This is a genomic window from Dehalobacter sp., from assembly GCA_023667845.1.
In the GTDB taxonomy this organism is placed as follows: Bacteria; Bacillota; Desulfitobacteriia; order Desulfitobacteriales; family Syntrophobotulaceae; genus Dehalobacter.
Map to the genome: position 1 here is coordinate 1 of JAMPIU010000090.1, position 1072 is coordinate 1072.

1 protein-coding gene is annotated in these 1072 nt (G+C 45.8%); it reads right to left on the reverse strand.

The features are described from left to right. Nucleotides 1-986, reverse strand: a 986-nt coding sequence (locus NC238_06680; protein ID MCM1565623.1) for a thiamine pyrophosphate-dependent enzyme, incomplete at its 3' end; no start/stop codon positions are given. Nucleotides 987-1072: the final 86 nt, after the last annotated feature.

Here is a 1072-nt window from a genome sequence, read left to right on the forward strand (position 1 = left end):
GCCAATTCACAAATGGTCCGTCCAAATACTTCCGTATAAGTCGGCGGCGCATTCTTTTTAACCATTTCACCCGTTTCTTTGGAAAATGGCCCTACCCCATGGAAGATATCCGGGCTTTGCTTGGCCGGCTCATACCCATTGCCTTTACAGGTCTTAATGTGAACCAGAACCGGACCTTTTTTTTGTTTGGCCTGGTGGAGAACCTTTTCCAGTGACGCAATATCATGTCCATTAATTGGCCCGAGATAGGTCAGGCCCAGCTCCTCGAACAACAGACCGGGTACCAGGAAATATTTAATGCCGTCTTTAGCCCTTCCAGCTGCTTTAGCCATGGAGGACCCAATACACGGGATATTTCTTATGAATTTTTGGACATCTTTCTTCCTTCTGTCGTAAGATGGATCTGTCCTGATCTTGTTCAGATACGAAGACATTGCGCCGACATTCTGGGAGATAAACATTTCGTTGTCATTTAAAACAATAATTAAATTGCTGTCGCTGTTACCGGCATGATTCATCGCTTCATAGGCCATCCCGCCGCTCATTGCCCCATCACCAATCACAGCAATGACATGATAATTTTCTTTCTTAATGTCCCTGGCTTTGGCGAAACCCAGTGCAGCTGAGATGGAAGTGCTGGCATGTCCGGTATCAAAACAGTCGTATTCGCTTTCCTCTCTCTTCGGAAATCCTGCCAAACCGTGAAATTGCCGGATCGTCTTAAAAGTTTCCTTCCTTCCGGTCAGAATCTTATGAACATAGGCCTGATGACCAACATCCCAGATAATCTTGTCGGTTGGAGTGTCAAATACTCTATGCAGCGCCAGGGTCAGTTCCACAACGCCGAGGTTTGATGCCAGATGACCGCCATTCACTGAAATAATATCTATCATTTCCTGACGAAGTTCTTCAGCCAAAACTGTCAGGTCACTTTCGCTTAAGCTTTTCAGGTCGGTCGGAGAATCAATTTTGTCCAGAAGCCGCAAATTATTTTCCTCCTCGTTTGTTTTTTGTCATGCTCAGTCCGGTTACCTTTTCCACACTGGCAATCACTCTGCCGGTCATATCAACA